The following is a 24,648-nucleotide window of genomic DNA, read 5'->3' on the forward strand; positions in this document are numbered from 1 at the left end:
CCTTACGGTCGCCCCACACGCTGGATTTCCCATTCGAGCTCGACGCCCGATTTCTCGTAAACGCGGCGCTTCACTTCCTCGCCCAGCCCCTCGATGTCCGCACTGGTCGCATCGCCGGTGTTGATGAGGAAGTTGGTGTGCTTCTCGCTCACCTGCGCGCCGCCCAAGGTCAGGCCCCTGCAGCCTGCCGCATCGACGAGTTCCCAGGCCTTCCGGCCCGGCGGGTTCTTGAAGGTGGAGCCGCCGGTCTTGGTGCGCAGCGGCTGCGAAGTCTCGCGCGCTTCGGCGATCCGGTCCATCTCGGCACCGATCTCTACGGGATCGCCGGGCGTGCCCCGGAAGCGCGCGGCGACCACGATGGCGCCGTCCGGCAGTGCCGAGTGCCGGTAGGTATATTGAAGGTCGGCAGCAGGCAGGGTGACCAAGGCCCCATCGGGCAGGATCACGTCGCAATCCACCAGCACGTCGCTGACCTCGCGGCCATAGGCGCCGCCGTTCATGCGGACGAAGCCGCCGACGGTGCCGGGGATGCCGCGCATGAACTCCAGTCCCGCCACGCCCACATCGCGGGCGGTCGAGGCAACGAGGATGCCGTGGGCCCCGGCGCCGCAGGCGACCACATTGTCGTCGCGCACTTCGATATCTGCAAACGCCTTGCCGAGCTTAACGACCACACCCGGCACGCCGCCGTCGCGCACGATGAGGTTCGAGCCGAGGCCCAGTGCCATGACCGGGAGGTTTCCTTCCAGCCGTTCGAGGAACAGCTTCAGGTCGTCTAGATCGGCGGGTTCGAACAGCCAGTCCGCCGTGCCGCCGCTCTTGAACCAGACGAGCTTCGCCAGCGGCGCATCATGCGTCAGCTTGCCGCGCAGGCCGTGGGTCGCGATCGGCGCGGCAACCCCACCCTCGACCTCGCAGTCGGGCGCCATCCCGCTGTCCCAGTTCCACACGTCGTCGGGCTGCTCGATCGTCACGCGCCGCGTGCCCTGTCGATCCGGCCGGCGAGTTCGGCGGCCCAGCGGGTGATGTCGCCTGCGCCGAGGCACACGACCAGATCGCCCGCGCCGATCTCGGCGGCGAGCGTCCGTGCCAGATCGTCCTCGTCCGCAACCGTCGCAGCAGCGCGGTGGCCGCGCGACTTGAGACCGGCGACCAGCGCTTCCGAACTCACACCCTCGATGGGATCTTCGCCCGCCGCATAGACTGGCGTCACATAGACCTGGTCGGCCTCGTTGAAGCAGCTCTGGAAGTCGTCCATCAGGTCGCGCAGGCGGGTGTAGCGGTGCGGCTGGACGACCGCGATCACGCGGCCCTCCCCGCCATCTGCCGCCACGCTTTCGCGCGCCGCGCCGAGGACGGCTTTGATTTCGACGGGGTGGTGGCCGTAATCGTCGATGATCGTCGCGGTGCCGGTGCGAGTCTTGACCTCGCCCACCTTGGTGAAGCGGCGACGGACACCGCCGAAGGCGGAAAAGCCGTTGCAGATGACCTCGTCGGGGCAGCCCATCTCGATCGCGACGGCGATCGCGGCGAGCGCGTTCTGGACGTTGTGCCGACCCGGCATCGGCAGGTGCACGCCCTCGATTCGGCGATCCTCCTCGCCGCGCTGGCGCACGATGACGTCGAAACGGTTCCCGCCCGCATCGGGGCGCACGTTCACGCCGCAGATATCCGCCTGCAGGCTGAAGCCGTAAGTGACCACCTGCCGGTCGCGCACCTTGCCGATTACCGCCTGCACTTCCGGGTGGTCGATGCACAGCACCGCCGCGCCGTAGAAGGGCACGTTGTGGATGAACTCGACGAAGGCGTCCTTCACACCGTCGAAATCGCCGTAATGGTCGAGATGTTCGGGATCGATATTGGTGACGACCGCGATGGTCCCGTCCAATCGCAGGAAGCTGCCGTCGCTTTCGTCCGCCTCGACTACCATCCAGTCGCTGTCGCCGAGGCGGGCGTTGGAGCCGTATTGCTCGATGATCCCGCCGTTGATCACGGTGGGATCGATATTGCCGGCATCGAGCAGGGCGGCGATCATGCTGGTCGTCGTGGTCTTGCCGTGCGTACCTGCGACCGCGACGGTCGACTTGAGGCGCATCAGCTCGGCCAGCATCTCCGCGCGGCGCACCACGGGGATGCGATTTTCGAGCGCATGGGCAACTTCGGGATTGGTCCGGCGGACGGCAGTCGAGGTGACGACCACGGCGGCGCCTTCGACATTCTCCTTCGCATGGCCGATCCTGACCGAGATGCCCTGGCTGCGCAGCCGCTCGACCGTGGGGCTCTCCTTCATGTCGGAGCCCTGCACGGTATAGCCGAGGTTGTTCATCACCTCGGCGATGCCCGACATGCCGATGCCGCCGATGCCGACGAAATGGATCGTGCCGATATCTGTCGGAACACCCCTCATTCGGCCATCTCCTTCGCCGCGCCCTGACCCGCAGGCGCACCTTGCGAGGCGCCGCGGGCATTGTTTCCGCCGACGCGGATCACGTCCATCATATCCGCCCCACCGAAGCTCTCGACGAGATCGGCGAGGTCCTCGACCGCCTTGGGCCTGCCGCAATTCCATGCGGCATGCGCAGCCTTGGCGAGGCCTTGCGGGTTCTCCGCGAGCGCCTTGATCTGCTTGGCGAGTTCCTTGCCCGTGAAGCGTTCCTGCCGGATCATGCGCGCGCCGCCGGTTTTCGCCATTTCGCGCGTATTGGCGGCCTGGTGGTCGTCGGTCGCGATTGGCAGCGGGATGAGGATCGCTGGGCGACCCACCGCGGTCAGTTCGGCGATCGTCGAGGCGCCCGCGCGGCCGATGAACAGATGCGCATCGGCAAGGCGGCTGGCCATGTCCTCGAAATAGGTCGCCAGTTCGGCGGGGATGTCGTGACTGCGATACCGCTGGCGCACCGCCTCGAGATCTTCGGCGCGGCATTGCTGCGTCACCTGCAGCCGCTGACGCAGCGCAGGCGGGAGCATCGCAAGCCCGTCGGGCACCACCTCCGACAGCACCCGCGCACCCTGGCTGCCGCCGGTCACGAGAACGCGCAGCAGGCCGTCTTCGGAGAAGGCCGGGAACGGCTCGTCACGCAGCGACAGCACGCCCGCGCGCACTGGATTGCCGACGAGGTGGACCTTGCCCGCATGCTTGTCCGCCAGCCGCTCGACTTCGGGATAGGCGGTTGCGATCGCCTGCACCCGGCCCGCCAGCAGGCGGTTGACGCGGCCGAGCACGGCGTTCTGTTCGTGCACCACCGTCGGGATTCCCGCCGAGGTCGAGGCGAGGATCGCGGGGAGCGAGGGATAGCCACCGAAGCCCACCACCGCGCTCGGCTCGAAGCTGTCGAACAGGCGCAGCGCCATGCGCCGCCCCTCCATGACAGCCTGCGCGCCCTTGATCCACTCGAGCGGGTTCTTGCCGAACCGCCCTGCGGGAATGACGTGCGCGGGCATGAAGTCGGGCTTGCCGGGGATATCCGCCCCGCGCGCATCGGTGATCAGCGCGACGTGGTGGCCACGCCGGTCGAGTTCGGTCGCAAGCGCGAAGGCGGGCAGCAAATGGCCGCCGGTGCCCCCGGCAGCGAGCACGTAATGGCGGCTCGAGCCGGTCATGGCTGGATCTCGCGCTTCGGACGGGGAGGGTTCGGAATCATCCCGTCCGCCTGCCCTAATCCCATCCACTCGCCAAGACCCTTGGTTCGGCTTTTCAGGAAGGGATTGCGCCGCGTGACCGCCAGCAAGAGGCCCACCGTGAGACAGACGGCGATGGTGGAGGACCCACCATAGCTCACCAGCGGCAGCGTCATGCCCTTGGAGGGGAACAGCTGTAGGTTCACCAGCATGTTGATGAAGGCCTGCCCGCCCAATAGCGAGACCAGTCCAGCTCCCGCCAGCAGCGCGAACAGATCCTCCTCGTCCACAAGCCGCATCAGCACGCGGGTTACGATCGCGAGGTAGAGGATCACGATCACCGCACAGGCCAGCAGGCCGAATTCCTCCCCGATGACGCTGAAGATGTAATCGGTATGCGCTTCTGGCAGGCTCATCTTGCGGATGCCGAGGCCATAGCCCGCACCGGTCCAGCCTCCCGCGAGCAGCGTACGGCTGGCGAGGTCGACCTGGTCGTAGGCGGTGCCGCCGCCCAGGAAGCTGTCGATGCGGTGGCGCGCGTTGTCATAGAGGAAATAGGTCGCGGTGATCCCGGCCAGCCCGCCGCCGATCAGGATGCCGAGCCGCTTGGCGTCGACGCCCGACAGCACCACCATCACGAACCAGACCCCGGCAAACAGGATCGTGCCGCCGAAATCGGGCTGCAGCATCATCAGCGCGGCGATGAGGCCGACGAGCGCAGTGCTGATGCCGAGAACCGGCAGGTTCGGATCGCGCAGGCGCCAGGAGAATATCCACGCCAGCGCGATGGCGAAGGTCGGCTTGAGGAATTCCGACGGCTGGAACTGCATGCCGAGGTTGATCCAGCGCCGCGCGCCGTTGATCTCCGGCCCGATCACCGGGACGAGGAACAGCAAGCCCAGCATCCCGCCCGCCATGAGGACCCCGGCTCGGCGCGCATTCTCGCGGCTGAGCAAGGATGCTCCGATCATCACCGACAGGCCGACGACCTGCCATGCGACGTTGCGATAGAAGAAATAGAGCGGGTCAAGCGTCTCGCTATTGGTCGACAGGCGATTGGCCGTTGCCGGGCTGGCGGCAGCGACCGCGATGGCCCCGAAGCTCATCAGCAGCAGGACGAGGAACAGCAGCACGCGGTCGATCTCGCGCCACCAGATCTTGAGTTCCGACCACCGCGACAGCTTGCCCTTGGGAATATGCGCGGGCTGGCGCTTGCCGGGGACGTAGGGCTGCATGGCGGCGCTCACTTCAGACCCTCTACCAGTTCGCGGAAGTGGTCGCCGCGCTCTTCGAAGTCGCGATACTGGTCGAAACTGGCGCAGGCGGGCGAGAGGAGGACGGTGTCGCCCGCCACCGCCCTAGCTGCCGCGTTACTGACTGCGCGGTCGAGCGTTTCGCACTGCTCCACCGGCACGCGGCCCTCCAGCAATGCGGCAAAGTCCGGCCCGGCCTTGCCGATGGTGTAGGCGGCCTTCACGTGACCTAGCTCGGCCTCGCACTCGCCCAGCCCCGGCTCCTTGGCGAGCCCGCCGAGTATCCAGTGGATGTTGTCGAACGCCGCCAGCGCGGGTGCAGAGGCGGCCGTGTTGGTGCCCTTGCTGTCGTTGACGTACGCTACGCCGGATATTTCCGCGATCCGCTCCATGCGATGCGGGAGGCCGGGGTAAGTGCGGAGCGCTTTGCCGATCAGATCACCATCGCATCCGAGCGCATTGCAAACCATGATGGCGGCCGCTGCGTTTAGCGCATTGTGCGGGCCCTGCAATGACGGCCAATCGGCCTGACTGTCGAGCAAGCCCACTCGGTCTGACGTAAACCAATGCGTATCAGCATCACCGCCACGAATCCGCTCGACATCGCGACCTTCGCCGCTGTCAAAGTTGTAAACTGCTGCGCGTCCCTCCGATTGCAGCGCGAACAGGCGAAGCTTGGACGCCTTGTAAGCTTCGAAACTATCATACCGATCGAGATGATCCGGCGTGATGTTCAGCAGCACCGCAACATCGCAATCGAGCGAGTAGGTCAGGTCGATTTGGTAGCTCGATAGTTCCAGCACATAGACCCCGCCTTCCGGCAAAGGCTCCTGTTCGAGGATCGGCAGGCCGATATTGCCGCCCATGGTGGTCGGCACGCCCGCGGTCTTGAGGATGTGGTGGACCAGCGCAGTGGTGGTCGACTTGCCGTTGGTGCCGGTGATGCCGACGACCTTGTGCGGCGGCAGCTCCGCCCTTGCCTGTGCGAACAGTTCGATATCGCCGATCACCGGCACGCCGAAGCTGTCGGCATGCGGCTTGATCGGGTGGGTGTTGAGCGGGACGCCGGGGCTGACGACCACGCCCGCAAAACCGGTGAGGTCAGCCTCGACCGGATCGGCCAGCTCGACCCGGCCCGCGAACTCGGCGCGCGCTTCCTCGCGGCTGTCCCACGCCATGACCTTGGCACCGCTGGCCAGCAGCGCCTCGACCGTCGCCCGGCCGGACCGCGCGAGGCCGAGCACCGCGTAGCGTTTGTCCTTCCAGGCGGTCGACGTGATCATCGCAGCTTGAGCGTTGCCAGCCCCATCATCGCGAGGATGATCGCCACGATCCAGAAGCGGATCACGACCTTGCTCTCCGACCAGCCGAGCTGTTCGAAATGGTGGTGGATCGGCGCCATGCGGAAGACGCGCTTGCCGGTGCGCTTGAACCAGAAGACCTGGATGATGACGCTCAAGGCCTCGAACACGAACAGCCCGCCGACGATGCCGAGCACGATCTCGTGGTGGGTCGCCACGGCGATCGCGCCGAGCGCCCCGCCCAGCGCCAGCGATCCGGTGTCACCCATAAACACGGCCGCGGGCGGCGCGTTGAACCACAGGAAGGCGAGCCCCGCCCCCATGATCGCCGCGCAGAAGATCGCCAGCTCGCCCGCCCCTGCGACATGTGGAATGCCGAGATACTCGGAATAGTCGACGCGCCCGACGAGGTAGGCGATGATGGCGAAGGTCCCCGCCGCGATGATCACCGGCATGGTGGCAAGCCCGTCGAGCCCGTCGGTCAGGTTCACCGCATTGCCCGCCCCGACGATCACGACCGCGGCGAAGAGGTAATAGAACCAGCCCAGTTCGAGCCCGAAGTCATTGACGAAAGGCACATAGACGAAGGTGTTGATCTGGCTGACGACGATGTAGCTCGCCGCGCCCGCCACCGCGAATTCGAGAAACAGGCGCACCCGCGCAGAAACGCCCTTGTGGCTGGCCTTGGTGACCTTGTCGTAGTCGTCGAGGAATCCGATGATCCCGAAACCCAGCGTCACCGCGAGGCACGCCCAGATGAAGGGGTTCCTCAGGTCCATCCAGATCATCACCGACAGCGTCAGGCTGATCAGGATCATTAGCCCGCCCATGGTCGGCGTGCCGCGCTTGGCGAGGTGCGATTGCGGCCCGTCCTCGCGGATCGGCTGGCCCTTGCCCTGGCGCACGCGCAGCATGTCGATGAAGCGCGGGCCGATCAGCAGGCCGATCACGAGCGCGGTCATCAGCGTCGCCCCGGCGCGGAAGGTCTGGTAGCGCACGAGGTTGAAAATGCCCTCGAAATTCAGCCACTCGGCGAGGAGATAAAGCACGTGCGCCTCTTGTCGCGCCTAGCGGGCGCGGGTGAAATGATCCACGAGCCGCCCGAGCCCGACCGAATTGGAGCCCTTGACCAGCACGGCATCGCCCGCGACGACGCCGAAGTTTTCGAGCAATACGATCGCCTCGTCGGCAGTCCGGCAATGCGCCCACGCGATGGGCTTGCCAAGGACGGAACTCTGGGGTTTCCCCAATTCGCGCGCGAGTGCACCCATCTCGTCGCCCACCAACACCGCATAGTCGATATCGGCAGCCAGCAGCGGCTCGGCGAGGCCGGCGTGGAACTTGGGCCCGAAGTCGCCCAGTTCCTTCATCGCGCCGAGCACGGCGATGCGCCGCGCCGAGGGCGTCTGGCCCAGTTGCGCGAGGGTGGCGCGCATGCTGGCCGGATTGGCGTTGTAGCTCTCGTCGATCAACAGCGCCTTGCCGCCCGGTGCGTCGATCCCGTGACGCGCACCGCGACCCTTGAGCCCGCCCATCTCCGCAAGCGCGAGACCAGCCGCGGCAAGGTCGCCGCCCGCCGCACGGACTGCCGCCATCACGGCAAGCGAGTTGGCGACCCAGTGTTGCCCCGGCTCGGCCACGGTGTAGCACAGGCGGCCTTCGGCGAATTCGCAGGTCACCAGGCTGCCGCCATTGGCGCTGGGGATGGCATCGAGCAGGCGCATGTCCGCATGGCGCGCGGTGCCGAAGCTGAAGACCTTGGCGCCCGCGCGCAGCGCCGCGAGCTTGAGCTGTTCGTAGTGCGGCGTATCGGTCGGGATGACCGCCGTGCCGCCCGGCTCGAGGCCGAGGAAAATTTCGGCCTTGGCGTCGGCGATGGCCTCCATCGAACCGAGGTTTTCTATATGCGCGGGCGCAATGGTCGTGATGACGGCCACATGCGGGCGGACTTGCGTCGTCAGCCCTGCAATCTCGCCGGCATTGTTCATGCCCATTTCGAAGATGCCGAAGCGGCTGCGCGCGGGCATGCGCGCCAGACTGAGCGGTACGCCGACATGGTTGTTGTAGCTGCGGATCGAGCGATGCGCCGCCCCGCGGCTGGCGCGTTCGAGCGCGGCGAAGATCGCTTCCTTGACCCCGGTCTTGCCGACCGAACCGGTGACGCCGATGATTTTCGCTTCACTGCGTGCACGGGCCGCGCGGGCGAGCGCCTTGAGCGCTTCGGTCGTGTCGTCGACGAGGATGTGCGGCCAGTCGACCGGGCGATCGACCATCGCGCCCGCCGCGCCATTGGCGAAGGCCTTGTCGAGGAACTTGTGCCCGTCCATCGCCTCGCCCTTGAGCGCGATGAAGAGGTCGCCATTGACGACGTCGCGGCTGTCCATCTCGACGCCGGCGACCTGGAAATCATGGCTGGCTATGCCGCCCACCGCGTCGGCGATATCCTTCGCCGACCACAGGGTCAGCGGCAGCCGATCGCGCGGATCGGCGGGCCATTCGACATAGGCCGGATGGCGCAGGATGGCGGCGCTCATGCGTCACCTCTGGCAATCTGTGCCGCGCATTCGCGCGCGACCTCGACATCGTCGAAGGGCAACACCCTCATGTTTTCTCCCGATCCGATGATCTGACCCGTTTCGTGTCCCTTGCCCGCGACGAGGACGATGTCGTCCGCGCCCGCTTCGGCGATGGCTGCACAGATGGCTTCGCGGCGGTCGCCCACTTCGCGGGCATCCGGCGCGCCTTCAAGCACCTGTGCGCGGATATCCGCAGCAGTCTCGCCGCGCGGATTGTCGTCAGTGACGATCACGAGATCGCTGGCCTTGGCCGCAGACTCGCCCATCGGCTTGCGCTTGCCATGGTCGCGGTCGCCGCCTGCGCCGAAGACGGTTATCAGGCGGCCCGTCACATGCGGCCGCAGCGCCGCGATGGCCGCTTCGATCGCGTCGGGGGTGTGGGCGTAATCGACATAGACGGGCGCGCCGCTGGGCGCGATGACCGCGCGTTCGAGGCGGCCGCGAACCGGCTGGAGCCGCGCAACGGCGTCCCAGACCAGGGAGGCGTCGGTCCCGCTCGCGAGCGCGAGGCCCGCAGCGCACAGCGCGTTGGAAACCTGGTAGGGGCCGATCAGCGGCAGGGTGATCTTGCGCGTGGTGCCGCAGTGTTCGACCGTGAGCACCTGGCCAAGCTGGGTGGGCTCGCGCGAAGTCAGGCGAATGTCCTCGCCCTGCTCCCCCACGGTCATGACGGCGAGGCCGCGCGACTTGGCGTGATCGACGACCCGGGCGTTCCAGCCGCTGTCGCCCGACCCCATCCAGACCACCGCGGTCGCACCATCCGACACGACGTCGTCGAACAGCCGCATCTTGGCCGCGAAATAGTCTTCCATGTCGGCGTGGTAATCGAGATGGTCGCGGCTGAAATTCGTGAAGGCCGCTGCTTCGACAGGTACGCCCTCGTTGCGATATTGCGAGAGCCCGTGGCTCGACGCTTCGTAGGCGACGTGCGTCACGCCTTCGCGTGCAAGGCCGCTCATGTTCGACAGGAAGGTCACGATATCGGGCGTGGTGAGACCGGTCGAAGCGCTTTCGTCCGGGGTGGTGACACCGAGCGTTCCGATGCTCGCAGCGCGCTCGCCCGCCATGCGCCAGATCTGGCGGGTCATCTCGACCGTGGAGGTCTTGCCGTTGGTGCCGGTGACCGCAACGATATGCTCCGGCACCGGCGTGAAGAACCGCGATGCCAGCCGCGCGAAGGCCTTCCGCGGATTGGTATCGGCGATGTGCACGGCGCCTTCGACCTTGGCCTCCGGCCGCGCGACGACGGCGATGGCGCCCGCTTCGATGGCGGCGGGAATGAAGTCCTCGCCATTGACCCGCGTGCCCTGGAAAGCGCCGAATACCGTGCCGGGCGCAACCTTGCGATTGTCGATCGCGAATCCGGTCACTTCGGCGTCGCTTCCGCCGCAAGCGAGACCAGCGGCCGCACAGAGTTTGGCGAGTTTCACTCGGCTGCCTCCGGGATGAGCGGGCGGATATCGGAGATGTCGACATCGCGCGTGTTGTCGGGGCGCACGCCGATCAGCGGGCCGATGCGCGGGACGAGGCGTCCGACGATCGGTGCCGCATTCCAGGCCGCGGTGCGCTGGTAGCTGGAGGCCAGCGTCCCGCGCGGCTCGTCGAGCATGGCAATCACGACATAGCGGGGGCGGTCCATCGGGAAGGCGGCGGCGAAGGTCGAGACGATCGCCGAGCGACGATAGCCGCCGGCACCGGGCTTTTCGGCCGATCCGGTCTTCCCGCCCACGCGGTAGCCCTTGGCGTCGGCATTGCGGCCCGTTCCGTAAAGCGTGATCGCACGCATCAGCTGGCGCATGCGGCTGGAGGTGGAAGCCTTGAACACGCGGCGGCCCTTGGGCGCGGCACCGGGGTCGAGCTTCTGCAAGGTCGCAGGGCGCCAGATGCCGCCGTTAACCATGGCGGCGTAGGCGCTGGCGAGGTGGAGCGGCGTCACCGCGATGCCATGCCCGAAGCCCACCGTCATGTTCGTAAGGCGTGCCCAATCCTTGCCCGGCCACAGGGGAAAGCCTTTCGCCGGCAGCTCGATATGCGGACGCTCGTTCATGCCCATATCGATCATATACTGGCGGAGGCGGACCGGCCCGAGATCGTCCGCGATGCGCGCCGTCACGGTATTCGACGAGTGGATGAGGGTCTCGACCACATTGAGCGTCGGACCCATCGCATGGCTATCCTTGATGCTGAACCGACCGACCTTGACCGGCGAGGCGTCGTAGCGCTTGGAAAAATCGCGCAGCACGCCCGCATCGATCGCAGCCGCGACCGAGAGCGGCTTGAAGGTCGAGCCGAGCTCGTACACCTGGTTGGTCACGCGGTTGAACATCAGGCTCTGGCCGCGCTCGTCGATCTTGTTGGGATCGAATTCGGGCAGCGAGGCCAGCGCCAGCACTTCGCCCGTGTCGACATCGAGCACGATGCCCGCCGCACCCTGGGCCTGGTTCAGCATCATGCCGCGGCGCAATTCGTCCTCCAGCGCGCCCTGGACGCGGACGTCGATCGACAGGGCTACCGGTGTGCCGCGGGTGGCGGGATCGTTGAGCTGCTTGTCGAACACCTGCTCCATGCCGACGCGGCCCTTGCCGTCTGCAGCGACATAGCCGAGCACATGCGCGCCCATCGATCCCTGGGGATAGTGGCGGTCGTTCTCCATCGGCATTTCGAGCCCGAGCTCGCCGATTTCCTGGACGCGGTTCGCTTCTTCGGGAAGCACACGGCGGCGGATGTAGCCCTGCTTGCCCGAAGCGAGCTGGGCGTAAACGCGTTTCTGGTCGAGATCGGGGAAGATCGCCTTGAGTCGCGCGGCCACGTCCGCCGGGTCGCGGACCAGCGGAGCGCCGTCCTCGCCCAGTGCCTTGGGATTGAACCACAGGGCATAGGCCGGAAAGGCCCGCGCCAGCGGCACGCCGTTACGGTCGGTGATCTCGCCCCGAGGGGGCAGGAGCGCTTCCTCGAGCGAGGTCGCGCGCGAGCCGTGGTCCGACATGCCGAGATAGCCGATCCGGCCGATCGCCATGGTCGCGACGAAGGCAAAGGCGAGCGCGATCCACAGGACGCGCCAACGGGCTGTGGTCAGCGAATGCTGGCGGACGGTGACGAGCTGGACGCGGCCCGAGGCCACCGCCATGCTGACCGCCCCGTATCCGCTCCGCCCTGCCGCAATCGCGGGACCATAGCCCGCGAACGCGTTCACCGCGCCACCTCGGAAACGGCGGTAACGGCCCCGACCGGGCGGGTCAGCCGCTGGGCGAGGTCGGTCGCTGCGAGTTCGCGGCGCGCCGGGCGGTCGGTGCGCGCGGCCGCGCTCTCATCATCTGCAAGCCATTCGGAGAACAGGCCTTCCTCTTCGGGAATTGGCCGGTTCAGGGCGACCCGAACGGGCGACGGAGCATCGAGGCCGCGCGGTGTACCCAGCGCCGCCAGTTGACGTTCGCTTTCGAGATACTGGTCGGCACGCGGCGGGCCGTACCCGAATTCGACCGCATTCCAGTTCGCCAGTTGCTGCTGGCTGGCGCGGGTCTGGAATTCGGTTTCGAGCATGAGCTTCTCCTGCTGCGCGGCGATGATACGCCGTTCGGTCAGGCGGACGTCGCTTTTGACGGCGTTGACCTTGAAGGTCAGCGCGAGCAGCAGGCCGAGACATAGCGCGAGGACGAGAGCCCAGCCGATCTGGCGGATGCGGGATCCGGTCGCGATCATGCCGCCTCCCTCGCCGGAGTGGCAGTGCGGGTTGCGTAACGCAGGACCGAGGAACGGGCACGCGGATTGCGGTCGATCTCCGCCTCCGACGGCTTGATCGCCTTGCTGACCTGAAAAAAGACCGGATCGTCCTGCGCCGCCATTGGGACGTGCCGCGAGGCGCTCGGGGTTGAGGATGCCTCGCGCAGGAAGCGCTTGACGATCCGGTCTTCAAGGCTGTGGAAGCTGACCACCGCAAGGCGCCCCCCTTCCTTCAGCAGGTGTTCGGCGGCCGACAGGCCGTGGGACAGTTCGTCGAGTTCGCCGTTCACGTGAATTCTGATGGCCTGGAAGGTCCGGGTCGCCGGATCCTTCTTGTCATGCGGCTTATGGCCGAGCGCCTTGCGCACGATGCGCGCCAGCTCGCCCGTCGTCTCCAGCGGCCGCGCCGCGACGATGGCCCGCGCGACGCGGCGCGACTGGCGCTCTTCGCCGTAGGTATAGAGAACGTCGGCGATTGCCTTTTCGTCGGCAGAGTTGAGGAAATCGGCTGCGCTTTCGCCGTCCTGGCTCATGCGCATGTCGAGCGGGCCGTCCGCCGAAAACGCAAAACCGCGATGCGCCTGATCGAGCTGCATCGAAGATACGCCGATATCCATTACCACACCATCGACTCGAGCGACGCATGCTGACGTCATGACGTCCAGCATTTCGGAGAAACGGTGCGGATGGAGAATGAGGCGCGGCGGGTTTTCCCCCGTCTCGCGCCAGGTGCGACCCGCGGCAATGGCATCGGGATCCCGGTCGAAGGCGTGCACCGTCGCGCCGCGCTCCAGCAGGGCGCGCGTGTACCCGCCCGCACCGAAGGTCGCGTCGATCACGACGTCGCCCGGCTGAGGGTCCAGCGCCTCGATCACCTCGTCGAGGAGGACGGGAATGTGCGGCGCGCCGGTCATTTGCCTTTCGCTTTCGCGTCGGCGAGGAAGCTCTCGCAGGCGGCCTTGGCGCCGGCCCAGTCATCGCCCATCTTGGCGAGTTCGTCCGGGTTCCACAGGGTAAAAAAGCGGCCGCCGCCCTGGAAATAGAGTCCGTCCTCGATCCCGCCTAGGGTGCGCAGGTGATCGGGCATGACGAAACGGCCGCTGTCGTCGAAGGGAAGTTCGACGAAGCCGAAAAGCTGGCTGGAGCGCGCGTCGCGGTCGAAATCCTTGCCCAGCCGGACCGCCAGTTCTTCTTCGCGATCGATCTGGGCTTCGAGTTCGGGTTTGCGGGAAAGGCCGAAGCCGACGAGGCAGTTCCAGGTCGGGTGCTTCATGAGGCAGAGGACGCGGCCATCGCTGCTGTCCTTCACGGCCTTGCGGAAGAGGGGCGGAAGCACAAAGCGGCCCTTGTCGCCTGCGGGCGAATAAGCCTGACCGCTATACCCTCCGAAAGACACCTGCCCCAGTTCCCGAATGCGAGTTCAACACCTCCCCCGGGCAAAGCTTTCCCCCTGCCGCCCGCAAGCACGGGCGAGCCGCACCCCTCGTGAGCGGTGCGCGCATAGACAGCCTTGTCCGATGACCTCAGGATTTATCGCGGGAACGACGGGGATGGAAGGGAAAATTGCGGGATTTCACGGGATAAACCCGTAAATAGTTGATTTGAATGATAATAATTTACCGGAGCAGGCTCGACAAGCTTACCGAAATCTTAGCGAGATGTCTGGAATTGCACGGGTTTCCGCAGTCTCACGCGAGCTTTCCCGCGTGATCCCCGACTCGTTCCCGCAATTTCCCGTAATTCAGAAGTCGAGCGCCGCGGCGACCAGCGAATCCAGTGCTGCCGTGCGGTTGGCAGGAACCTCGCCGGGCCCCTCCCAGTCGAGGATTGCAGCATCGGCCAACAGCGTGACCCGACCTTTGCCTACCTGGCACTGCGCGAGGATGCCGCTATTCGACACCATGCATTCGGCCGGCGCAGAACCCTCCACGATCGCGAAACGGCCAGCGAGGTTGACGGGGAAGTTGCCATCATAGGCTTTCTCCCATCGTTCCCCCTCGGGCTGTTCCTCGGCGAATTGCAGTTCCAGACCCCAGCGCGCCAGGATCGGCGAGAGCAGCACAACATCCTGCGGCCGCCTGCGGTCGCCGATCGGATATTCGCTATGACGCGTCAGCAGCGGGTCGGCGAAGATCAGCAGGCGCCCTCCCCCACGAAGCCATTCGTCGAGCGCGACATTCTCCGACGGTGCCAAGGCCCGGGGCTGGGCGAGCAGCAAGCGGTCGACACCAGCGAGCATCTCCGGTTCGAGCGCATCCACAGGCGCCAGCGTGAAGCGCTGTTCCAGCACCTTACGCGCCCAGTCCTTGTCGGAGTCGCCATCGAGCATGGCCGTGAGATCATCGCTCTCGCCCCAATAGATGGGGAGGGTCGAAAACCAGCCGACGCGCGGCTTGGCCGGCTCATCGCCGGCCGCCTGGCCTGCAGAACAGGCGGCCAGTGCAAGCGTGACGGCGGAGAAGAAAGCCTTAATCGGCGGGCGCGAGTGCATCGGCCTCGCCTTGCGTATCAGACGATGGCGATGCCGGGGGGCCGCTCGCGGGCTGCGCCGGCACGCCCGGGACCACGCCCGCCTCGACCAGCGGATCGCTCTGGGTCGGACCCTGCATCGGCTCCGTCGTGGGTGCGGCTTCTGGCACCGCCGTCGCATCGGTTCGCGCCGCACGATTGCTGACGACGCTGGCGAGACCGACCAGCAGGATCATCAGGATCACTCCGGTCACACCGATCTGCAGCCGCTGGACATTGCGCTCGCGTCGCGCGCTGCTGCCGGACACGTCGGGCAGCTCGCCTACAGGCGGCTTGCGGCTCATGTCGAAGAATTGCGCCATCGGCATGATGTTACAAGTCCACTACGGCGCAGGTCAATCGTCCGCCTTCAGCCAGTCGAAAACCGGCAGCCCCTTTTCCTCGAGCCAGTCGCGATTGTAGAGCGTCGAGAGATAGCGGAAGCCAGTGTCGCACAGTATGGTCGCCACGCGCGGATTTTCGCGCCCTTCGGCCACCAGTTGCTGCCCCAGCGCGATGGCCCCGGCAACATTGATGCCCGACGACAGGCCCAGGCACAGGCCCTCCTCGCGCAGCAGACGCGAAACCCAGCCGATGCCTTCCTCGTCCGAGATGCGGAACTGCGTATCGATCGGCGCGCCTTCGAGATTGCCGGTGATCCGGCCCTGCCCGATGCCTTCTGCCACCGAAGACCCTTCGGCCTTGAGTTCGCCATTGGCGAAATAATTGTAGAGCGCCGCGCCATGCGGGTCGGTCAGCGCAATGACGACCGTCTCGTCAAATTCCTTGAGGCCCATGCCGACCCCGGCGATCGTCCCGCCGGTACCCGCCGCGCAAGTGAACCCGTCGATCCGGCCATCCAGCTGCTCCCAGATTTCCTTCGCGGTGCCTTCGATGTGCGCCTTGCGATTGGCCGTGTTGTCGAACTGCCCGGCCCAGATAGCCCCGTCGATTTCCTCGGCCATCCGGCGCGAGACGTGCTGGAAATGGTTCGGGTCGGCATATTTGGTCGGCGGGACGAGCACCAGTTCCGCCCCCAGTGCGCGCAGCGTCTGCATTTTTTCGCGCGACTGGTTGTCGGGCATGACGATTATCGTGCGATAACCCAGCGCATTGGCGACCAGCGCGATGCCGATGCCCGTGTTGCCCGCCGTGCCTTCGACCACCGTGCCGCCCGGCTTCAAATCGCCGCGCGCTTCCGCATCGCGGACGATGTAGAGCGCCGCGCGATCCTTCACCGAGGCGCCCGGATTGGCGAATTCGCATTTGCCATAGATGTCGCAGCCGGCTTCCGCGCTCGGACCTTCAAGGCGGACGAGCGGCGTGTTGCCGATAAGGTCGAGCGTATGCTCGCGTACGGGAAGAGCAGTCATGCCGTGCGAATTAGGCGCGCGCACCTGAACCCGCAAACAACATCAATCTTCAGGCGCGATAGTAACCTTCAGCCCGTCGAGTTCCGCGGTGAACGGGATCTGGCACGACAGGCGCGACGTCGGCACGCGGTGGTCGGTCGATTCCAGCAGGTCGTCCTCGTCCTCGCTCAGCGCAGGCAGCTTGTCGGCGAAAGCCGGGTCGACATGCACATGGCAGGTCGCGCAGGAGCAGCAGCCACCGCACAGCGCGAGCAGTTCGTCGAAGCCGTGGTCGCGGATCGCTTCCATGACGGTCAGGCCGTCTGCGACGTCGATCTCGGAGGTCTCGCCTTCGCGGGTGGTGACGATCAGCTTGGGCATCGTGTGGTTCCTGTCTTGCATGCGCCCGTCGGCGCGCCGTATGCGGGCGGCTGCTATTCAATCCGCACGCGGAAGGCAAGAACGAGCGACATGGGCCTGACCAACGCACAATTGCGCGATCATCTCGATACGGTTGCCGGAGACGACCCCGTTGTGGCCGCGGCCCTCGAACGCTGCGGCTACCCGGAAGAACGGATTCGTCCGACCGGCTACAAGACGTTGCTACGGACCATCGTCGGCCAGCAGGTGAGCGTGGCCGCCGCGACCTCCATGTGGAACAAGCTCGAGGCGGAACTGGGCGAAGACTTCACCCCCACCTGCCTGTTGGAGCGCGATTTCGACACGCTGCGCGCCTGCGGTCTGTCGCGCCAGAAGCAGGGCTATGCGCGCTCGCTGTGCGAACTCGTCGCCAGCGGCGAGGTGCGGTTCGACGGCCTGCCGGCAGACGATGAGGAAGCCATCGCCGAGTTGACGAAGATAAAGGGCATCGGCCGCTGGTCGGCGGAAATCTACCTGCTCTTTGCCGAAGGGCGGCAGGATATCTGGCCCGCCGGCGACCTCGCAGTGCAGGAAGCGGTCGGCAGGCTGCTGGACCTGGCTGCACGACCGAGCGAGAAGGAAACACGGAGCCTCGGCGATCGCTGGAGGCCCCATCGCGGCGCCATGGCCATTTTCACCTGGCACACCTACAACAACGCGGCACTCTAGGCCGCATCGGGGGAGAGAAAGACATGACCAGCCGCAAGGCCATTTTCATCACTGGGGGTGCATCGGGCATCGGCCGCGCCGTCGCGCTCCATTTCGGCGCGCGCGACTGGTTCGTGGGGATCGGCGACGTCGACGAGCGCGGCATGGACGAAACGCTCTCCCTGATCGGCCACGGCTTTACCTACAAGCATAAGTTCGACGTGCGCGACCGCGCGGCGTGGGACGAGGCGCTCGACGGTTTCGCCACGGCTTCCGGCGGGCGGATCGACGTGCTGTTCAACAATGCGGGCATCCCGATCGGCGGGTCGCTGGTCGACAATTCGGTCGACGAGATCGAACGCTGCCTCGACATCAATCTCAAGGGCGTGCTGTTCGGCGCACAGGCGGCCTATCCCCACCTCAGGAAGACAGCGCCCGGATCCTGCCTGCTCAACACCGCGAGTGCAGCCGGGATCTACGGCACGCCCGGCGCGAGCGTTTACTCCGCCACCAAATTCGGCGTGCGGGCGATAACCGAAAGCCTCGACGGCGAGTGGGCAGAGGACGGCATCAAGGTCCGCTCGCTCATGCCGAGTTTCATCGACACGCCGCTGCTCGACCACACGCCCAATGCGCAAAGCAATGAAGGCATCCGCCAGCGTGTGACCGAGGCGGGGCTCGAGATCACGCCGGTCGAGGAAGTCGCCAAGGCAGCATGGGACGCCGTGCATGGCGAGAAGCTGCACACCACCGTCGGCAAGACGGCGAAGCAGATGGCTTTCGCCTCGCGCTGGATGCCCGGCCGGGTCCGCAAGCAAACGCGCGAGAGCACACGCCCCTTGGGCAAGTGACCTCGCTTCAGGAGTCGCATACATGTTCAGGTTCCTGGCTTCGGCCGCCGCCCTGGCGCTCGCCCTCGCCTCCCCCGCCTCGGCACAGCTATCGGGCGGGGAGCCGCTGGTCGTCGCCACCACCTACACGGTGCCGACTTCCATCCTCCAGGGTGAGAGCCGCAAGATCACGGTGCGCCTGCCGACGGGTTATGACGAGGAGCCGGAACGAAAATATCCCGTGGTCTACGTCCTCGACGGGGGGCCGGAGCAGGATTTCGAGCACATCGCCGGGATCGTGCAGAGCCGCGACATGAACTGGTCGTTCGAACCCTTCATCCTCGTCGGGATCGAGAGCGTGAACCGGCGGCATGAGCTGACGCCGCCGGTGGCCGATCCGAAGCCCTACGAGGACGCTCTCGGCGCGACGCCCGGCGGCTCGCCCGCCTATCGCCGCTTCCTGCGCGAAGAGTTGAAACCGCTTATCGAGGCGGGTTTCCGAACGGACGGGCACGACGCCATCATGGGCGAATCCCTGGCCGGGCTGTTCGTCGTCGAAACGCTGCTGGAGGAGCCGACCCTGTTCGACGACTATATCGCCATCTCTCCCAGCATGTGGTGGGAAAGGATGAAGTTCGGACGCGAGGCCGCGCAGTATTTCGCGAAACATCCGGCGGGCGAGCGGCGGCTCTATCTTACCAGCGCCAGCGAAGGAGCCTGGCACCGCGAGGGCACCGAACGGCTGATCGCGGCGCTGCGAACCGATGCACCCGATGGCCTCGACTGGGCTTTCGTCGAAGCCGGCGACACGGAAACCCACGGCACTCTCTATCACCCCATGGCGCTCGATGCATTCCGCCTGCTCTATGGAACCCCGACGCGCGAGTACAAGAACTACCCGCTGATCGGCGGTCCGGAGATCACCGAGCGCACACCCGCAGAACAGGCGCTGCTCGATACGGATTGCACGCAGAAAAACAGCATCGCGATGACGCCGGGCACGGCAGAGCGGGCCCGGGAAAGCCTCTATTATCGCTGCCTGCTGCTCGACCTCGGGCCCAGGGCGCGCGAGGGGACGCTAGGCCAGTAGCGCGTCGATCTTGCGCGCCATCTTGACATCGCGCAGGCTGAGGCCGCCCGCGTCGTGGGTGGTGAGCGTGATCTCCACCCGGTTGTAGACGTTGAACCATTCGGGATGGTGATCGCGCGTTTCTGCTATCATCGCGACGCGTGTCATGAAGGCGAAGGCTTCGGAAAAGTCCGCAAACTCGAACTTGCGTTCGATCGCCTCGCCGTCGCGCGCCAGCGACCAGTGCGGCAAGGCGCTCAGCCAGCTTGTGCGTTCGTCTTCGCTCAGCTTCTCGACGGTCATAGCTTTTTTCCCTTGCTTGTCGCGCGGGCGCCTTTTGCCTAACGCTGCGCCGCATGCAAGCCCGTCTCGCCGCGACCGACCTCGCCTGCCGCCGCGGCGACCGCCTGCTGTTCCGGGGCCTATCCTTCGAATGTGACGCTGGCGAGGCACTGCACATTGCCGGCGCGAACGGGATCGGCAAATCGAGCCTCCTCCGCATCCTCGCCGGATTGCTGCGGCCCTTGGCGGGATCGGTCCTGCACGAAGGCGGCATCGGCCTGGTGGACGAGCGACTGGCGATGGACGAGAACCTGCCGCTAGGGCGCGCACTCGCGTTCTGGGAGCATATCGACGGGTGCCGCGATCCGGGCCGAGCCTTCGAAGTGCTCGATCTCGCCAGCCTGATGGAGGTGCCGGTGCGTTACCTGTCGACCGGCCAGCGCAAGCGTGCGGCGCTGGCGCGGTTGCTCAATCGCAATTGCCCGATCTGGCTGCTCGACGAGCCGCTCAACGGGCTCGACACGCAGGCGCAAAAGGCGTTCGAGGCGTTGGTCTTGGGCCATTGCGACGGCGGGGGGATCGCCGTGGTCGCATCGCACCAAGGGTTCGCCCTGCCCTCGCCGCGCACGATCGAACTGGCGGAGTACGCGGCGTGATCGGCACGCTTCTGCGGCGCGACCTAGGCCTGTTGCTGCCCGGAGGTCGTGCCGGCGGCGGCGTGCTGCCGCTCCTGTTCTTCCTCGCCGTGGCGATGCTCTACCCCTTCGCGGTCGGGCCGGACGCGCAACTGCTCGCCCGTACCGGCGGCGGGGTGATCTGGGTTGCCGCCTTGCTCGCGGCGATCCTCCCGCTAGAGCGCCTCGTCACCGCCGATCTCGAAGCCGGTGTGTTCGACCAGCTGCACCTGCGCGGGGTGAGCGAGGAACTGGCGATGGCATCGCGCCTCATCGCGCACTGGCTGGCCTTCGCCCCGCTTCTGCTTCTGGCGACCCTGCCCGCCGCCGCCCTGCTCGGCCTCGATGAAGCGACCACCCGCACGGTCCTGCTCGGCCTGCTGGCAGGCACGCCGGGGCTTGCCGCCGTCGGCCTCGCCGTTGCGGCGCTCACCGCCTCGCTGCGCGGCGGAGCGGCGCTGGCGGGACTCATGGTCATCCCGCTCGCCGTGCCGATCCTGATTTTCGGGGCCGGCGCTCTCGCGCGCCCGGACCCGGGTGCGCTGATGCTGACCGGCGCGATCAGCCTTGGGCTGTGCGCCCTTGCGCCATTCGCCGCGGCTCTCGCGATCCGTTCCGTGCGAGAAGGATGACTATCCGGTTTTGCCTTTGACTTCCGCTCCGACCAACGAAAGATGGCGCGACGGACTTGTGCCTTTGGGGAAGCGTGCATGAACAGCGCACCGGATTTCGTGGACTATTACGCCCTGCTGCAGGTCAGCCCGACCTGCGATGCTAAGATCCTCGAGAAGGCCTATCGCTACGCGGCGCAGCAATATCACCCGGACCACACGTCCACTGCCGACGTCGACAAGTTCCAAGAGGTGATCGAAGCCTACCGCATCCTGCGCGACCCACACTCGCGCGCCGAATACGACAAGCTCTACGGCGCGATGAAGCCGGAAAGAATATCGCCGCTACCCAGCGACTGCGAGTTCCGCATCGACGAGAAATCCGCCGTCGACGATGCCGAAGCCCACGCGAAAATCCTCTACTACCTCTACAAGCGCCGGCGCGAAAACCCGCGCGAGCCCGACGTGATCGGGTTCTACATTCAGGACATGCTCGGCTGTTCGGACGAGAATTTCGATTTCCACGCCTGGTATCTGAAATCGAAGGGCTACATCCGCGGCACCGAGCATGGGACCTACGAGATCACCATAGAAGGCGTCGATCACGTCATCTCGATGAGCCGCACTGCCGAGGCGGAAAAGCTGCTGCTGGCGCAATCGGCGGAAGGTGAAGCGCCTCAGTAAGGCGGCTTGTGCAGCCCCTTCGGGCTCTCGGTGAAGATTTCCACGCCGTCCTCGGTGATGCCGATCGAATGCTCGAACTGCGCCGATAGCGACTTGTCGCGGGTCACGGCGGTCCAGCCATCGGCGAGAACCTTGGCGTGCGGGCGGCCGAGGTTGATCATCGGTTCGATGGTGAAGAACATGCCCGGCTTGAGCTCCGGGCCGGTGCCTGCGCGCGCCGCGTGGATCACCTCGGGCGCATCGTGGAACAGGCGGCCGAGGCCGTGGCCGCAGAACTCCTGCACCACACCGTAACGGTACTGGCGCGCATGCGCTTCGATCACCGCGCCGATATCGCCCAGCCGCGCGCCCGGCTTGCTCGCCGCCTCGATGCCGAGCATCAAGCATTCGTAGGTCACGTCGACCAGCTTCTTCGCCTTGAGCGGCGGATCGCCGACGAAATACATGCGGCTGGTATCGCCGTGCCAGCCGTCGAGCAGCGGGGTCACGTCGATATTGACGATGTCCCCGTCCTTCAGCGCCTTGTCCGACGGAATGCCGTGGCAGATCACATGGTTGATCGAGGTGCAGCAGCTGTGCGCATAGCCGCGATAGCCCATCGTCGCGGGCACCGCGCCCGCATCGAGGGTCATGCCGCGAACCAGATCGTCGATCTCGCCCGTGGTCACGCCGGGCTTCACGAAGGTGGTGAGTTCGTCGAGGATTTCGGCGGCAAGGCGACCCGCCTTGCGCATCCCTTCGAACCCGTCCGGCCCGTGAAGCTTGATGGTCCCGTCGCGGTAGACGGTCTGGTCGCCTTCGATCAGCTGGTATTCTGTCATGCGCGCCACATAGCGACTGCCGCGAGAAAATGCGAGGGCGTCAGCGTTTCACGGTGAAAGCGTCGGCATATTCCGGCTTCACCGCATCGATGACTGCGGCAGTGACGGGAAAATCGAGCTCGTAATCGCCTTCGGCATAGGCTCCCGCGACATAGGGTCCGAAATAGACCGCCAGCCGGTCGAAGGTCTTGCCGTTGGACGAGCCAAGCAGGATCGTCGCCTCGTCGAGCCCTGGGCAGGCATCGAACGTATCGCTGCTCTCCGGATCAATGGCCATCCCGCGTCGTTTCTCGCGCGCGGCGTTGAGCGTGGTGCAAAGCTTGGCGCCCAGTGCCCGTTCAAGCGCGGTCGCAGAGGCGAAGAGTTCGACGGCCTTGGTCGCCTTCCCTTGCTCGCGGTCCCACACGAGCGATTCGACCCCGTACATCCCGTGCGCCCCACCCGAATAGGTCGCCAAATGGCCCGACAGGCTGAGGAAACGCGGCAAGTCGGCAACCACCTTCCATTCCTCCGCCGCCCTATGCTGGCGCGGTTCCCAGTCTTGCCCCTCCGCACCATCCCAATCCTCGTCTGCCTCCGCGGCCAGACCCGACCGCATGCTCTCCGCATCCTTCTCGAGCACCGCGACGAGGCCTGGCTCCGCCGCCACTTCCGCCGGCCAGGAGTAGTCGAACATGTAGCGTTCGGTCTCTTCCTTGATCTCGCGTGCCGCTACCTTGGCCGGCTTCGCTTCGGCAACTGGTTCGGCGGTCCGCTCGACCCCGGTTTTCTCCGCATACTCCTGCGGATCGGAGCAGGCTGCACTCGACAGCGCCAGCGAAATCAGGAACAGGTGCGCACGCATCGCGGTTACCTTTGCGACAGACGATGAGAGGGGCATTGCCGAGTATGGCCGACACCACGCCGCTGATCCAGCCCGACCGGGGGCAGGATGCGATAGATATTCACCTTGTGAACCGCGATGGCTTTCCGGAATGGGTGAAGCGGCTGTCTGCCGGACAGCGCGCGGCGCTGGAAGCGCAGAAATTCGACGGCAGCGGATACCAGGTCGGGATCGTCCCCGATGGCGACGGCTGGTTCGCGGTCGGCGGCGTCGCCAATCCCGATAAGCTGTCGAGCTGGTGCATGGCCAAGCTTGCCGAAGCGCTCCCGGAAGGGACCTACCGCCGCGCGGAAGGCGACCCGGGCCCGGCATTGCATGGCTGGCAAACCGCGCAATACGGTTTCGAACGGTACAAAAAGCCCGAAAAGCCGGTCGGCCCACGCGTGCTGCTGACCAAGGAAGCGGGCCGGATCGATGCCGCGATTGCCGAGGCGCAGGCGGTGTGCATGGTGCGCGATCTGGTCAATACGCCCGCCGAAGACATGGGGCCGGAGGCGCTCGAGGCAGCTTGCGAAAATCTCGCCAAGACCCATTCCGCCAAACTCGCCATCACCAAGGGCGACACGCTCGAGCGCGACTATCCGATGGTCCACGCGGTTGGCCGGGCGGCAGCGCGGCACCATGCACCGCGGATCATGCACCTGACATGGGGCCATGAGAGCGACCCGGTGCTCGCCATCGTCGGCAAGGGGGTCTGCTTCGATTCCGGCGGCCTCGACGTGAAGAGCGCCACGGGGATGAAGCTGATGAAAAAGGACATGGGCGGCGCAGCGCACGCGATCGCGCTGGCCGGGCTCGTGATGGGCGCCGGTCTCAAGGTCCGACTGCACCTGTTCGTCCCTGCTGTCGAAAATGCGATTGCGGGCAACAGCTTCCGCCCGGGCGACGTGCTCCAGACCCGCAAGGGGCTGACGGTGGAGATCGGCAATACCGATGCCGAAGGGCGCCTGATCCTTGGCGACGCGCTGACCCGCGCGAGCGAGGAAAAGCCCGATCTGATCATCGACTTCGCCACCCTGACCGGCGCGGCGCGCGTCGCTCTCGGCCCCGACTATCCCGCGCTGATGACGCGCAGGGATGAGACTGCGCAGGCGCTGATCGATGCCGGAAAGGCGAGTGACGACGAACCCTGGCGCCTGCCGCTGCCGGACGCCTATCGCGAATGGCTCGTCTCCGACATCGCCGACCTCAACAACGCGCATGCCAACGGTTTCGCGGGCGCGAGCGTCGCCGGCCTGTTCCTAGACCGCTTCGTCGGCGAAGGCATCGACTGGGCCCATTTCGATACCTTCGCCTGGCGCCCCGTCGCCAAGCCGGGCCGGCCCAAGGGCGGCGATGCCTACGGCCTGCGGGCGAGCTGGCACATGCTCAAGGCGCGTTATGGTGGGACATGATCCC

The 24,648-nt window shown here is 66.2% G+C and carries 26 protein-coding genes; 7 read left to right on the forward strand and 19 right to left on the reverse strand.

Annotated features, from left to right (window positions below; genetic code table 11):
* Nucleotides 1-2: 2 nt before the first annotated feature.
* The 16 genes from murB to K3172_RS12340 form a co-directional block, all read right to left on the reverse strand.
* On the reverse strand, nt 3-929 hold the full coding sequence (murB, locus tag K3172_RS12265; RefSeq protein WP_221591185.1) for a UDP-N-acetylmuramate dehydrogenase: 927 nt from the start codon (nt 927-929) through the stop codon (nt 3-5).
* A gap of 41 nt (nt 930-970) precedes the next feature.
* Entirely contained in the window at nt 971-2,407 is a 1,437-nt protein-coding gene (murC, locus tag K3172_RS12270; RefSeq protein WP_221590420.1) for a UDP-N-acetylmuramate--L-alanine ligase, read from the reverse strand.
* A complete protein-coding gene (gene murG, locus K3172_RS12275) occupies nt 2,404-3,600 on the reverse strand; it encodes an undecaprenyldiphospho-muramoylpentapeptide beta-N-acetylglucosaminyltransferase (RefSeq protein WP_221590422.1) in 1,197 nt (398 codons plus the stop codon). The genes murC and murG overlap by 4 nt, the downstream gene beginning before the upstream one ends.
* Complete coding sequence (locus tag K3172_RS12280; RefSeq protein ID WP_221590424.1) at nt 3,597-4,853, reverse strand: FtsW/RodA/SpoVE family cell cycle protein; 1,257 nt, start codon at nt 4,851-4,853, stop codon at nt 3,597-3,599. Before K3172_RS12280 ends, murG begins: the two co-directional genes overlap by 4 nt.
* 8 nt (nt 4,854-4,861) lie before the next feature.
* Complete coding sequence (murD, locus tag K3172_RS12285; RefSeq protein WP_221590426.1) at nt 4,862-6,154, reverse strand: UDP-N-acetylmuramoyl-L-alanine--D-glutamate ligase; 1,293 nt, start codon at nt 6,152-6,154, stop codon at nt 4,862-4,864.
* The gene (mraY, locus tag K3172_RS12290) at nt 6,151-7,221 is read right to left on the reverse strand and encodes a phospho-N-acetylmuramoyl-pentapeptide-transferase (protein ID WP_221590428.1); all 1,071 of its coding nucleotides are present in this window, start codon (nt 7,219-7,221) and stop codon (nt 6,151-6,153) included. Before mraY ends, murD begins: the two co-directional genes overlap by 4 nt.
* An 18-nt stretch (nt 7,222-7,239) precedes the next feature.
* Entirely contained in the window at nt 7,240-8,706 is a 1,467-nt protein-coding gene (locus tag K3172_RS12295) for a UDP-N-acetylmuramoyl-tripeptide--D-alanyl-D-alanine ligase (RefSeq protein ID WP_221590430.1), read from the reverse strand.
* Nucleotides 8,703-10,178, reverse strand: a complete 1,476-nt coding sequence (locus K3172_RS12300) for a UDP-N-acetylmuramoyl-L-alanyl-D-glutamate--2,6-diaminopimelate ligase (protein ID WP_221590432.1) — start codon at nt 10,176-10,178, stop codon at nt 8,703-8,705. Before K3172_RS12300 ends, K3172_RS12295 begins: the two co-directional genes overlap by 4 nt.
* Nucleotides 10,175-11,875: a peptidoglycan D,D-transpeptidase FtsI family protein gene (locus tag K3172_RS12305; protein ID WP_221591187.1), complete on the reverse strand. Its 1,701-nt coding sequence runs from the start codon at nt 11,873-11,875 to the stop codon at nt 10,175-10,177. The genes K3172_RS12300 and K3172_RS12305 overlap by 4 nt, the downstream gene beginning before the upstream one ends.
* A 62-nt stretch (nt 11,876-11,937) precedes the next feature.
* Nucleotides 11,938-12,447, reverse strand: coding sequence for a hypothetical protein (locus tag K3172_RS12310; RefSeq protein WP_221590434.1), 510 nt, complete (start codon nt 12,445-12,447; stop codon nt 11,938-11,940).
* Nucleotides 12,444-13,382, reverse strand: coding sequence for a 16S rRNA (cytosine(1402)-N(4))-methyltransferase RsmH (gene rsmH, locus K3172_RS12315; protein ID WP_221590436.1), 939 nt, complete (start codon nt 13,380-13,382; stop codon nt 12,444-12,446). Before rsmH ends, K3172_RS12310 begins: the two co-directional genes overlap by 4 nt.
* Complete coding sequence (locus K3172_RS12320; RefSeq protein WP_345725655.1) at nt 13,379-13,804, reverse strand: division/cell wall cluster transcriptional repressor MraZ; 426 nt, start codon at nt 13,802-13,804, stop codon at nt 13,379-13,381. Before K3172_RS12320 ends, rsmH begins: the two co-directional genes overlap by 4 nt.
* 405 nt (nt 13,805-14,209) lie before the next feature.
* The gene (locus tag K3172_RS12325) at nt 14,210-14,959 is read right to left on the reverse strand and encodes a GldG family protein (RefSeq protein WP_221590440.1); all 750 of its coding nucleotides are present in this window, start codon (nt 14,957-14,959) and stop codon (nt 14,210-14,212) included.
* Nucleotides 14,937-15,299, reverse strand: coding sequence for a hypothetical protein (locus K3172_RS12330; protein WP_221590442.1), 363 nt, complete (start codon nt 15,297-15,299; stop codon nt 14,937-14,939). The genes K3172_RS12325 and K3172_RS12330 overlap by 23 nt, the downstream gene beginning before the upstream one ends.
* A gap of 33 nt (nt 15,300-15,332) precedes the next feature.
* Complete coding sequence (locus K3172_RS12335; protein WP_221590443.1) at nt 15,333-16,349, reverse strand: cysteine synthase A; 1,017 nt, start codon at nt 16,347-16,349, stop codon at nt 15,333-15,335.
* A gap of 42 nt (nt 16,350-16,391) precedes the next feature.
* Nucleotides 16,392-16,709, reverse strand: a complete 318-nt coding sequence (locus tag K3172_RS12340) for a 2Fe-2S iron-sulfur cluster-binding protein (protein ID WP_221591190.1) — start codon at nt 16,707-16,709, stop codon at nt 16,392-16,394.
* A 90-nt stretch (nt 16,710-16,799) separates the two neighbouring features.
* Here K3172_RS12340 and K3172_RS12345 point away from each other — a divergent pair, with 90 nt between their 5' ends.
* From K3172_RS12345 to K3172_RS12355, 3 genes are read left to right on the forward strand one after another with little or no spacing between them, the layout of a single operon-like run.
* Nucleotides 16,800-17,417, forward strand: a complete 618-nt coding sequence (locus K3172_RS12345; RefSeq protein WP_221590445.1) for a DNA-3-methyladenine glycosylase family protein — start codon at nt 16,800-16,802, stop codon at nt 17,415-17,417.
* Between the two features lie 23 nt (nt 17,418-17,440).
* A complete protein-coding gene (locus K3172_RS12350) occupies nt 17,441-18,247 on the forward strand; it encodes an SDR family oxidoreductase (protein WP_221590447.1) in 807 nt (268 codons plus the stop codon).
* A gap of 22 nt (nt 18,248-18,269) precedes the next feature.
* Nucleotides 18,270-19,316, forward strand: a complete 1,047-nt coding sequence (locus K3172_RS12355; RefSeq protein ID WP_221590449.1) for an alpha/beta hydrolase — start codon at nt 18,270-18,272, stop codon at nt 19,314-19,316.
* Here K3172_RS12355 and K3172_RS12360 read toward each other — a convergent pair.
* On the reverse strand, nt 19,305-19,598 hold the full coding sequence (locus K3172_RS12360; RefSeq protein ID WP_221590451.1) for a 4a-hydroxytetrahydrobiopterin dehydratase: 294 nt from the start codon (nt 19,596-19,598) through the stop codon (nt 19,305-19,307). The genes K3172_RS12355 and K3172_RS12360 overlap by 12 nt on opposite strands.
* 53 nt (nt 19,599-19,651) lie before the next feature.
* Here K3172_RS12360 and ccmA point away from each other — a divergent pair, with 53 nt between their 5' ends.
* The 3 genes from ccmA to K3172_RS12375 all read left to right on the forward strand — a co-directional run bounded on the left by ccmA (nt 19,652) and on the right by K3172_RS12375 (nt 21,546).
* Entirely contained in the window at nt 19,652-20,233 is a 582-nt protein-coding gene (gene ccmA / locus K3172_RS12365; protein ID WP_221590453.1) for a heme ABC exporter ATP-binding protein CcmA, read from the forward strand.
* Nucleotides 20,230-20,883 (forward strand): heme exporter protein CcmB, encoded by a 654-nt coding sequence (locus K3172_RS12370; RefSeq protein WP_221590455.1) that lies wholly within the window; start codon nt 20,230-20,232, stop codon nt 20,881-20,883. Before ccmA ends, K3172_RS12370 begins: the two co-directional genes overlap by 4 nt.
* 78 nt (nt 20,884-20,961) lie before the next feature.
* Nucleotides 20,962-21,546 (forward strand): J domain-containing protein, encoded by a 585-nt coding sequence (locus K3172_RS12375; protein ID WP_221590457.1) that lies wholly within the window; start codon nt 20,962-20,964, stop codon nt 21,544-21,546.
* On the opposite strand, the gene map is transcribed toward K3172_RS12375, so the two are convergent.
* The gene (gene map / locus K3172_RS12380; RefSeq protein ID WP_221590459.1) at nt 21,540-22,367 is read right to left on the reverse strand and encodes a type I methionyl aminopeptidase; all 828 of its coding nucleotides are present in this window, start codon (nt 22,365-22,367) and stop codon (nt 21,540-21,542) included. The two genes, K3172_RS12375 and map, sit on opposite strands and share 7 nt — an antisense overlap.
* A gap of 40 nt (nt 22,368-22,407) precedes the next feature.
* On the reverse strand, nt 22,408-23,211 hold the full coding sequence (locus tag K3172_RS12385) for a DUF4163 domain-containing protein (RefSeq protein ID WP_221590461.1): 804 nt from the start codon (nt 23,209-23,211) through the stop codon (nt 22,408-22,410).
* Nucleotides 23,212-23,255: 44 nt separating this feature from the next.
* Between K3172_RS12385 and K3172_RS12390 the strand changes: the two genes are divergently transcribed.
* A complete protein-coding gene (locus tag K3172_RS12390) occupies nt 23,256-24,644 on the forward strand; it encodes a leucyl aminopeptidase family protein (RefSeq protein WP_221590464.1) in 1,389 nt (462 codons plus the stop codon).
* Nucleotides 24,645-24,648: the final 4 nt, after the last annotated feature.

The sequence above is a fragment of the Qipengyuania proteolytica genome (genome assembly GCF_019711565.1).
Classification (GTDB): Bacteria; Pseudomonadota; Alphaproteobacteria; order Sphingomonadales; family Sphingomonadaceae; genus Qipengyuania; species Qipengyuania proteolytica.

Excerpts from the sequence above, each read along its gene's own strand:
- K3172_RS12310 (WP_221590434.1), bottom strand. The coding sequence starts at position 12,447 with ATGATCGCGACCGGATCCCGCATCCGCCAGATCGGCTGGGCTCTCGTC.
- K3172_RS12375 (WP_221590457.1), top strand. The coding sequence starts at position 20,962 with ATGAACAGCGCACCGGATTTCGTGGACTATTACGCCCTGCTGCAGGTC.
- murC (WP_221590420.1), bottom strand. The coding sequence starts at position 2,407 with ATGAGGGGTGTTCCGACAGATATCGGCACGATCCATTTCGTCGGCATC.
- murB (WP_221591185.1), bottom strand. The coding sequence starts at position 929 with ATGGCGCCCGACTGCGAGGTCGAGGGTGGGGTTGCCGCGCCGATCGCG.
- K3172_RS12350 (WP_221590447.1), top strand. The coding sequence starts at position 17,441 with ATGACCAGCCGCAAGGCCATTTTCATCACTGGGGGTGCATCGGGCATC.
- K3172_RS12360 (WP_221590451.1), bottom strand. The coding sequence starts at position 19,598 with ATGACCGTCGAGAAGCTGAGCGAAGACGAACGCACAAGCTGGCTGAGC.
- K3172_RS12295 (WP_221590430.1), bottom strand. The coding sequence starts at position 8,706 with ATGAGCGCCGCCATCCTGCGCCATCCGGCCTATGTCGAATGGCCCGCC.
- murD (WP_221590426.1), bottom strand. The coding sequence starts at position 6,154 with ATGATCACGTCGACCGCCTGGAAGGACAAACGCTACGCGGTGCTCGGC.
- K3172_RS12355 (WP_221590449.1), top strand. The coding sequence starts at position 18,270 with ATGTTCAGGTTCCTGGCTTCGGCCGCCGCCCTGGCGCTCGCCCTCGCC.
- rsmH (WP_221590436.1), bottom strand. The coding sequence starts at position 13,382 with ATGACCGGCGCGCCGCACATTCCCGTCCTCCTCGACGAGGTGATCGAG.
- K3172_RS12390 (WP_221590464.1), top strand. The coding sequence starts at position 23,256 with ATGGCCGACACCACGCCGCTGATCCAGCCCGACCGGGGGCAGGATGCG.
- map (WP_221590459.1), bottom strand. The coding sequence starts at position 22,367 with ATGACAGAATACCAGCTGATCGAAGGCGACCAGACCGTCTACCGCGAC.
- K3172_RS12345 (WP_221590445.1), top strand. The coding sequence starts at position 16,800 with ATGGGCCTGACCAACGCACAATTGCGCGATCATCTCGATACGGTTGCC.
- murG (WP_221590422.1), bottom strand. The coding sequence starts at position 3,600 with ATGACCGGCTCGAGCCGCCATTACGTGCTCGCTGCCGGGGGCACCGGC.
- K3172_RS12330 (WP_221590442.1), bottom strand. The coding sequence starts at position 15,299 with ATGGCGCAATTCTTCGACATGAGCCGCAAGCCGCCTGTAGGCGAGCTG.
- K3172_RS12280 (WP_221590424.1), bottom strand. The coding sequence starts at position 4,853 with ATGCAGCCCTACGTCCCCGGCAAGCGCCAGCCCGCGCATATTCCCAAG.
- K3172_RS12340 (WP_221591190.1), bottom strand. The coding sequence starts at position 16,709 with ATGCCCAAGCTGATCGTCACCACCCGCGAAGGCGAGACCTCCGAGATC.
- K3172_RS12385 (WP_221590461.1), bottom strand. The coding sequence starts at position 23,211 with ATGCGTGCGCACCTGTTCCTGATTTCGCTGGCGCTGTCGAGTGCAGCC.
- K3172_RS12305 (WP_221591187.1), bottom strand. The coding sequence starts at position 11,875 with ATGGCGGTGGCCTCGGGCCGCGTCCAGCTCGTCACCGTCCGCCAGCAT.
- K3172_RS12325 (WP_221590440.1), bottom strand. The coding sequence starts at position 14,959 with ATGCACTCGCGCCCGCCGATTAAGGCTTTCTTCTCCGCCGTCACGCTT.
- K3172_RS12335 (WP_221590443.1), bottom strand. The coding sequence starts at position 16,349 with ATGACTGCTCTTCCCGTACGCGAGCATACGCTCGACCTTATCGGCAAC.
- ccmA (WP_221590453.1), top strand. The coding sequence starts at position 19,652 with ATGCAAGCCCGTCTCGCCGCGACCGACCTCGCCTGCCGCCGCGGCGAC.